This window comes from Nostoc sp. (assembly GCF_036916575.1).
Lineage (GTDB): Bacteria > Cyanobacteriota > Cyanobacteriia > Cyanobacteriales > Nostocaceae > Nostoc.
Genome location: NZ_JBALGC010000014.1, coordinates 94,570 through 100,949 on the forward strand (window position 1 = coordinate 94,570; position 6,380 = coordinate 100,949).

At 43.6% G+C, this 6,380-nt stretch carries 5 protein-coding genes; 3 read left to right on the forward strand and 2 right to left on the reverse strand.

Features of this window, described 5'->3' with window-relative positions:
- Positions 1-150 precede the first annotated feature (150 nt).
- Together V7L29_RS04895 and V7L29_RS04900 are read right to left on the reverse strand one after the other, a co-directional pair.
- On the reverse strand, positions 151-348 hold the full coding sequence (locus tag V7L29_RS04895) for a type II toxin-antitoxin system RelE/ParE family toxin (protein ID WP_334693222.1): 198 nt from the start codon (positions 346-348) through the stop codon (positions 151-153).
- Positions 332-598, reverse strand: coding sequence for a type II toxin-antitoxin system ParD family antitoxin (locus V7L29_RS04900; RefSeq protein ID WP_334734709.1), 267 nt, complete (start codon positions 596-598; stop codon positions 332-334). The genes V7L29_RS04895 and V7L29_RS04900 overlap by 17 nt, the downstream gene beginning before the upstream one ends.
- 518 nt (positions 599-1,116) lie before the next feature.
- Here V7L29_RS04900 and V7L29_RS04905 point away from each other — a divergent pair.
- The 3 genes from V7L29_RS04905 to V7L29_RS04915 all read left to right on the forward strand — a co-directional run bounded on the left by V7L29_RS04905 (position 1,117) and on the right by V7L29_RS04915 (position 6,113).
- Positions 1,117-3,201: a pentapeptide repeat-containing protein gene (locus V7L29_RS04905; RefSeq protein WP_334734710.1), complete on the forward strand. Its 2,085-nt coding sequence runs from the start codon at positions 1,117-1,119 to the stop codon at positions 3,199-3,201.
- A 175-nt stretch (positions 3,202-3,376) separates the two neighbouring features.
- On the forward strand, positions 3,377-4,891 hold the full coding sequence (crtD, locus tag V7L29_RS04910) for a C-3',4' desaturase CrtD (RefSeq protein ID WP_334734711.1): 1,515 nt from the start codon (positions 3,377-3,379) through the stop codon (positions 4,889-4,891).
- Between the two features lie 115 nt (positions 4,892-5,006).
- Complete coding sequence (locus tag V7L29_RS04915) at positions 5,007-6,113, forward strand: saccharopine dehydrogenase family protein (RefSeq protein WP_334693226.1); 1,107 nt, start codon at positions 5,007-5,009, stop codon at positions 6,111-6,113.
- The last annotated feature ends 267 nt before the right edge of the window (positions 6,114-6,380 follow it).

Sequence of the window (6,380 nt, forward strand, 5' to 3'; positions counted from 1 at the left end):
GCCTTCCCATTATCTAGCATCAATAGTAATTGTAGTAGTTCTAGGTGAAGAAAAAATGGAATAATCTCACACTATATATATAGAGGAGTCGATGACACCAGTGTTTGTATAACGGTAGAAAACAAGATATTTTCTAAATCCCTTTATTGACTACTGCCTAAACCCTGCTAGATTAGGGCTGAAAAATTCGCAAACTTTTCCCATCCCTGGTATTTTACCCAGTTGTTGAAATGTTTCTTCGGCTGCTGCAAGAAAACGGTCAGAAACATCCAGGTTATCTTGTGCTATGTAAGTTGCTAATTCTATTAAGTCACGAATGACTTGCGGTCGTTTATTTACTTGACTCATTAAGCTTGATTTTGCTCTTGACGCTAGCCTGACGAATATCGTCCCAATCTTGAACAGTCATCTCAGTTACAGTTCCAGAATTCAAACCTTCTAGCAGCATTGCTTCCAGCCGTTCATTAGCTTTGCGCTTTTGGTCTTGGCGCACCAATTCGCGAAAATACTCGCTTGCACTACTGTAACCACCACTTGCAACTTGTTGCTCTACATACGCACGCATTGAGTCAGGCAGAGAAATATTTATACTTGTCATCAGTTTTGATTATTTGGCTTCTCTACAATCATTATGGCAATTTGTGCCATTTCCTGTCATGAGTGGTAGATAGTGCGTAGACACAAACTGGGTGTTAGTGAGTAATGTTGCAAGTTAGTTCGCTCCCGTTACGAGGTAGACCGCTCCCATAAGTTCGGGAACCGCTCCCGTCACGAGGTAGACCGCTCCCATAAGTTGGAGAACCGCTCCCGTCACGAGGTAGACCGCTACAGCTGCAATATTGATAACTACAGCTTAAGTATAGTGACACCAACCTCAATATTGCTGATGATACCTTAAGCATTTAAAGGTAAGGGCGCACAGTTATGCTCTCGTACCACGTCTTGCATCCAAAATTTTTATATTTTCTTTATTTTGCCGAAATCCGAAATATTGCACAGCAAACTTGTATAAAATCTCAGTAATACTAATTCTCTAAAATCCGTCACCAGATTCAAACCCCCAAACCCAGATTTAATCTGAATTACAAATTACGAATTACGAATTAGTACGCCATTATGCCACCAGACTACTCCGGTCAAAATCTTCGAGGTCGCTCTTTTAAAGGTCAAAACCTGACTGGGGCAAACTTTAGCAAGGCAGATATTAGAGGAGCAAACTTTACCAACGCGATTCTTAAAGATGCTGATTTTACAGGTGGTAAGGCTGGACTACAGCGACGTTGGACTATTGGGTTGCTTATAGCCTCATGGCTGCTATCGGTAATATCAGGGTTTTTCTCAATCTTAGTTGGTAGATTGATCGCATCTATTTTTGATATCAAAAGCACTCAAAACGTCATCATCGGGATAGTTTCCCTAATTGTGATACTGGTTTTTTTTATTATTACCATTCGTAAGAGTCTAACAGCCGGAGCCGTAGCCGTAGCCGTAGCCGTAGCCGGAGCCGGAGCCATAGCCGGAGCCGTAGCCGTAGCCGCAGCCGGAGCCAGACGCATAGCCACAGCCTTCGCCGTAACCTTAGCCGCAGTCTTCGCCGTAGCCGCAGCCGGAGCCATAGCCGGAGCCGGAGCCGCAGCCGTAGCCGTAGCCGCAGCCGGAGCTGGAGCCGCAGCCGTAGCCGCAGCCGTAGCCGCAGCCGTAGCCGTAGCCGGAGCCGGAGCTGGAGCCGGAGCCGTAGCCGCAGCCGTAGCCGCAGCCTTTACATTATTTAGCGCTTATATTGGCTGGCGTAGTTTCGCGGGAGATGAAAAAGATGCTTGGATTCGCTCATTTGCTCTCGCCTTTGCTGCGACAGGTGGAACTAGCTTCCGCAATGCCGATTTAACCGATGCTGATTTTACTGGTGCAACCCTGAAAAACACAAATTTTAGAAAAGCAAACCTAACACGCACCCGTTTTTATGAAGCAAAAAAACTTGACTTTGCCAGAGTTGACGACACCATATTAACTAAATTAGCTGTTATAAAATTACTCCTCACTGGTAATGGTCGAGGAAAATCTTATGCTGGTGCAAACCTGAAAGGCGCTAACCTGATAGGTGCAGATTTAAAAGAAGCGAGTCTAAAAGACGCTTATATTAGTGAAGCCACCTTTCAAGGAGCTTGTTTAGAAGGGGCAAACCTGACTCTAACTCAAGCTGTAGGTACTAACTTCACCAGCGCCCAAATGACAGGTGCTTGTGTAGAAGCGTGGAATATTGAAAGTACAACCAAATTAGATAATATAGATTGTCGCTTTATCTATCTTCTAGAACATCCCAAGCCTGAAACAGACGACCGCGAACGCCGTCCTAGTAGTGGCGAGTTTCAACCAAGAGAATTTACCAAGCTATTTGAAGAAGTTTTAAATACTGTTGATTTAATTTTCCGCAACGGCATAGACTGGAAAGCTTTTATTAACGCCTTCCAAACAGTACAAAATCAAAATGCAGACACAGAATTAGCTCTACAGAGTATTGAAAATAAAGGCGATGGCGTAGTAGTCGTTAAAGTTGGTGTACCTGATGGTGCTGATAAAGAAAAGATTCATAGCGACTTTACGCAAAATTATCAACTGGCATTGCAAGCTGTAGAAGAAAAATATAAAGCACAATTACAAGCTAAAGATGAGCAAATAGTCGTTTATCGACAACAAAGTGGAGAGATGACAGAGATTGTAAGATTATTAGCGAATAAACCAATTAATGTTCAAGTTGACAATAAAGTAGAGAATAAAAATATGACTAATAGTAATGATGCCAGCCGCAAAATTGAAATTGGTAGTGTTGGCAGAGATTTTAATGCCAGTGGACAAGCTTTAAATTTAGGTGATATTAGCGGTACGGTAACAAATACTATCAACCAGTTACCAGCATCACCCGAACCTGAGAAACCGGGAATTAAGGAACTGTTAACGCAATTGCAAGCAGCAATTGAGGCTGATACAAATTTACCGCAAGAAGATAAAGCTGAGGCATTAGAACAAGTGAAAGCTTTAGCAGAAGCGGGGAAAAGTCCTCAAGAGGGGGCGATGCAAAAGGCGGCGAAAACGGCTATAAAGATTTTAAAAGGGACAATTTCTAGTTTACCCAGTGCTACAAAGTTGGTTGAACAGTGCAGCAATCTATTGCCGTTGATTTCAAATTTTTTGGGTTTAGGTTGATCCGCCGGTGATTCACTTTGACCTCTCTCCAAACCTCTCTCCTAAGAGGAGAGAGGCTTTGAATCTTACTCCCCAACGCTTGTAGGGAACGGGTTGGGGGTTAGGTCTCTATTTAACTTTGAGAGTAAGGTAAAATTATAAGTAAAAGTATTAAGAATTTTAAATAAACTAATCAATGTCCAGCATTTCTCTTGACAAAAGTAACTCTCATGTCGTCGTTATCGGTGCCGGAATAGGTGGATTGACTGCTGGAGCATTATTAGCTCATAGAGGTTACAGCGTCTTAATTTTGGATCAAGCCCTTGTACCTGGAGGCTGTGCTTCGACGTTTAAACGGCAGGGATTTACCTTCGATGTGGGAGCAACTCAGGTGGCGGGGTTGGAACCAGGGGGAATTCACCACCGCATTTTCTCAGAATTGTCAATAGATTTACCACAAGCAACGCCTTGTGACCCTGCTTGTGCGGTGTATTTACCTGGGGAAAGCACACCGATTAATGTCTGGCGCGACCAAGAGAAATGGCAAGAGGAACGACAAAAACAGTTTCCCGGTAGCGAACCATTCTGGCAATTGATGGCAACTTTATTTAATGCCAGTTGGGAATTTCAAGGACGCGATCCGGTGTTACCACCACGTAATTTATGGGATTTGTGGCAGCTAACGCAAGCGGTGCGTCCCAGTACATTAATTACCGTACCCTTCACCTTGTTTACGGTAGGAGACGCTTTACGGTTATGTGGACTGGGAAATGACCAACGACTGAGGACTTTTTTAGATTTGCAACTGAAGTTGTATTCCCAGGTGGATGCAGAACAGACAGCATTACTTTATGCCGCCACAGCATTGAGTGTATCCCAACTGCCCCAAGGATTGTTTCACCTCCAGGGAAGTATGCAAGTACTAAGCGATCGCCTGGTACAATCCTTAGAAAGAGATGGCGGCAAATTGTTGATGCGCCACACTGTAGAAGAAATCAAAGTAGAGAATGGCAAAGCTACTGCTGTAGTGATTAGAAATCAAAAAACTGGCGAAGTCTGGACAGAAGCAGCCGACCATATAGTTAGCAATGTCACTGTGCAAAACTTGGTGCAGTTATTGGGAGAACAAGCGCCATCTGGTTATCAAAACCGGGTGGAAAAACTGCCCCAAGCATCGGGCGCGTTTGTGATTTATTTGGGTGTAGATGCCAGCGCGATTCCGCCTGGATGCCCTCCCCACCTCCAATTTATGTACGATGTCAATGGCCCCATTGGCGAAAATAATTCTCTGTTTGTTTCTGTTAGTCATCCTGGAGATGGTCGCGCCCCGGAGGGGAAAGCGACAATTATCGCTTCTTCATTTGTCGATCCTGCACAGTGGTGGCAGACTGAAGATTATCAAGGACTAAAAGAAAAGTTTACTCAAGAAGCGATCGCTCGTCTTGCCCAATATTTCTATCTCAAACCAGAAACGATTATTTATCAAGAAGCGGCAACACCGCGCACCTTTGCCCATTTTACAGCCCGCGATCGGGGTATAGTTGGTGGCATAGGTCAAAGAATTCCTACCTTTGGCCCCTTTGGGTTCGCTAATCGTACACCAATCCCGCATCTGTGGTTAGTTGGTGACTCTACCCATCCCGGCGAAGGTACGGCTGGGGTGAGTTATTCGGCGCTAACGGTAGTCAGGCAAATTGAAGCACAAAACTGATCAACTATCACTAATGGAAAAGTCCTCCTTCCTTGGCAGGCAAGTCATACTTGTAACCGATGACAAAGGGGACAGAAAACTGCTGAAATAAGGTTAGTATTGCTAACCTGGAGTAATGACAGACAGCGTTTTAATTCTTGGTGGACGGGGGCGGATTGGTAGCAGTGTTGCTCAGGATCTAGCTACCCATACGCAGGCACAAATTACGATTACTGGACGTTCTGCGGAGTTTGGGAAGGCTGTTAGCTTGTCTTCTGGAGGACAAGTCCAGTTTTTGGTATTGGACTTGGCAGAAGTTGACAAGCTGCGAGATGCGATCGCAAACTCTAACTTAGTCATCCACTGTGCTGGCCCATTTCACTATCGAGATACTAATGTTCTCGAAACCTGTATTGCTCAAGGCGTTAACTATGTAGATGTCAGCGACCATCGTTCCTATACCAGCAAAGCTCTCAAGTATAATGAACAAGCTGCTGCTGCTGGTGTGACAGCAATTATTAATACTGGCATTTTTCCTGGTATTTCTAACAGCATGGTACGTCAGGGTGTTGAACAATTTGATCAAGCAGAAAAGATCCATTTAAGTTATTTGGTTTCAGGTTCTGGTGGTGCTGGCATTACGGTGATGCGGACAACTTTTCTGGGGTTGCAGTATCCTTTTGAGACATGGATAGATGGAAAATGGGAGGTAATCAAGCCTTATAGTGAAAGAGAAGTAGTTGAGTTTCCACCTCCCTACGGACTCAGCGGAGTTTACTGGTTTGATATGCCAGAAACCTTTACACTGCCCAAAGCTTTCCCATCCGTAAAAACTGTAATTACTAAGTTTGGTTCTGTTCCCGATTTTTACAATCACCTAACTTGGATTGCGGCACATGTTTTTCCCAAGTGGTTAATGCAGCGTCGTTATATGATTGAATTTCTGTCTCATGTCAGCCATTCAATGACAGATATCACTAATAATTTTAGTGGAATTGGGGTAGCAGTTCGTTCAGAAGTTACAGGGCAAAAAAATGGTGAAACCGCCGTTTATTGTTCAACTGTAGTGCATGAAAATACAGCAGTGGCTTCTGGTTACGGCACAGGTAGTATTGCCCAATTAATGCTAGAAGGTAAACTCAATAAACCAGGTGTTTTTGCTGTGGAAGAAGCACTACCAACAAATTTATTTGAAGAAGTAATGCAAAGCCGAGGAATTAAAATTAATCAAAGTTGGTTATAGCTTAATACGCTTGAGTTAAGCACACGGGTGAAAATTTAATCTGATTTCATCAAATATCAGATACAGATACATAGGTAGTGGCGTACAGCTGTATGCCCCTACAGCCGATTCATGTATGCAATCACTGTTGAAATTGCAAATCATATTTTTTTGAAGCAAGTGCGATCGCTTTGGGAGCATCCCAGTTTTTATTTAGTGGGCAAAGATTAATCCATTAAGATAAGCACAACGATGAGCTAAGACTTGAGGAACATTATCAAGTTTCCA